Raw genomic sequence first — 1,930 nt, 5'->3', positions numbered from 1 at the left:
ATTGACATTATGAAAACCTTTGATACACCTTCCCTACCTTATCGAGCCATGAAAAATCACTGGCGGATTCTTCAAAAAGATAGCCGTAAACTGTCTCAGAACCTCTTTTATTCTCGTACCTTTGGGCAAATATTGACACCGAAAGAGGTTGTTCAGAAAACACTCGAGTTCTCAGATCAACTAAGATTCTATTATGACCTCTACCAGATTCTCCTCTTCCATTTCCAAGAGAAGAACTCGAAATATTTCTTCGAGCTTCTAGAAGACAACCTTAACCTTGTCAATCCTGCCTTCAAGACTGTTTTTAAGACCTTTCTAAAGTATAAAACTTATATCACGAATGCCATTGAGCTACCCTATTCCAACGCTAAACTAGAAGCGACCAATAAACTCATCAAGGACATCAAGAGACAGGCTTTCGGCTTTAGGAACTTTACGAACTTTAAAACTAAGATTTACATCGCTTTGAATATTGAAAAAGAGAGAACGAATTTCGTCCTCTCTAGGTGTTAGCTTTTCATCTACCCACTACAGTTGACAAAGAGCCGATAAAGCATGAAATGGAAAACGAGCAACTCCTAATTGGAACTGCTCATTTTTATATGCGAGAAGCTAGTTTTTGCCCAGACTCTAATTCATTTGTCTTAGTTTAATCAATTTTTACAAAACGACGAACTCCTGAATAAGAAACATAGGAAATCCAACTACTACCTTCTGCCTTGATCACTTTATCATAATTTATCTTACTACCGTTTTTGTAATAAGTAATCAATTTAGCTTCTTTAGTTGGTTGATCATACACTTCTAAATCTTTTATAACGTGATAAGTGCCTTGGTTAGGAATTTCCTTTTTCTGTGTTGAAGTTTCTGAGGTTAGATTACCTTTGGCTTCACTGTTTTCTAATTGTACATAACGACGAGTTCCGTTGTAACTTACATAGGAAATCCACTGATGATTGTCGGCTTGGATGACCTTATCGTAGTTGACCTTATCCCCTTTTTCAAAGGTAAATTGAGTCGGTGCGGATACCTTGGCTTCGTTCTTGACTTCAGCTTGCTTAGTAAAGTGATAGGTGCCTTGACTTGGTAATTCTGTTTCAGACTTGACTGGTTTACTTTCAATCTTGGTCTGAATTGCAGACACACCTACAATCTTGCCATCATTTTCTACATAGTAAAGATGCGCATGGTAAAGACCTTGCTCATTTTTGTGGTCTGATAAGGATACTGCTACTTTGTAGTTACCGTTGGACTGTTTGACCGCATCATACCAGATAATGTCATTTTGACCATTTTGGTCTGCCCAAACTGGTACTTTGATAGCTTTGATACCTTTACTATCAGAAACATTGGACACTTCCACTTCAAAACTTGTTGCAGTTTGATTCTGAATGGTCAGTTGACCAGTTGGTTGAGTAGCTTTCGGTGCTTCAACCGGTTTTTCTGTAACTGTATTGACAACTGTTGAGCCAGACATTTGCCCCAAATCCACGTAACGACGAGTTCCGTTGTAACTTACATAGGAAATCCAGCGATGATTGTCAGATTGGATAACTTTATCGTAGTTGACCTTATCCCCTTTTTCAAAGGTAAATTGAGTCGGTGCGGATACCTTGGCTTCATTTTTAACTTCAGCTTGCTTAGTAAAGTGATAGGTGCCTTGACTTGGTAATTCTGTTTCAGACTTGACTGGTTTACTTTCAATCTTTGTCTGGGTAGCTGACACACCTACAATCTTGCCATCGTTTTCTACATAATATAGATGTACATGGTAAAGACCTTGTTCATTTTTGTGGTCTGACAAGGACACTGCTACCTTGTAGTTACCGTTGGACTGTTTGACCGCATCATACCAGATAATGTCATTTTGACCATTTTGGTCTGCCCAAACTGGTACTTTGATAGCTTTGATACCTTTACTATCGGAAAC

2 protein-coding genes are annotated in these 1,930 nt (G+C 38.4%); one reads left to right on the top strand and one right to left on the bottom strand.

Annotation, left to right across the window (positions count from 1 at the left end; all coding sequences use genetic code 11):
* Nucleotides 1-513, top strand: a 513-nt coding sequence (locus tag C1E99_RS02235; protein WP_161951134.1) for a transposase, incomplete at its 5' end; no start/stop codon positions are given.
* Nucleotides 514-649: 136 nt separating this feature from the next.
* Here C1E99_RS02235 and C1E99_RS02230 read toward each other — a convergent pair.
* On the bottom strand, nucleotides 650-1,930 hold a 1,281-nt coding region (locus tag C1E99_RS02230; protein WP_193441782.1), incomplete at its 5' end, for an SH3 domain-containing protein.

The organism is Streptococcus suis (assembly GCF_002964045.1).
Classification (GTDB): Bacteria; Bacillota; Bacilli; order Lactobacillales; family Streptococcaceae; genus Streptococcus; species Streptococcus suis_U.
Note: the sequence above shows the minus strand (reverse complement) of the source record. Positions and strands in the feature narration are given on the sequence as shown.